Below are 281 nucleotides of genomic sequence, written 5' to 3' on the forward strand. Positions count from 1 at the left end.
TTTTTCTGACTCTGGTTTTTTACTTTCTTTCTCTGCTTGTATTGCTTTCGTTTCTTTTTTTGACTCTGGTTTTTTACTTTCTTTCTCTGCTTGTATTGCTTTCGTTTCTTTTTTTGACTCTGGTTTTTTACTTTCTTTCTCTGCTTGTATTGCTTTCGTTTCTTTCTTTAACTCTGGTTTTTTACTTTCTTTCTCTGCTTGTATTGCTTTCGTTTCTTTCTTTGGTTTTACTTCTTCACTTTTCTTATTTTTTCTTATTTTGCGTGAATCATCTTGATCAT

1 pseudogene is annotated in these 281 nt (G+C 30.6%); it reads right to left on the reverse strand.

Features of this window, described 5'->3' with window-relative positions:
- Positions 1-281: pseudogene (locus MR143_RS33760) on the reverse strand (BC_2427 family protein); the annotation flags it as partial.

The sequence above is a fragment of the Bacillus cereus group sp. BfR-BA-01347 genome (genome assembly GCF_022663835.1).
Taxonomy (GTDB): Bacteria; Bacillota; Bacilli; order Bacillales; family Bacillaceae_G; genus Bacillus_A; species Bacillus_A thuringiensis_K.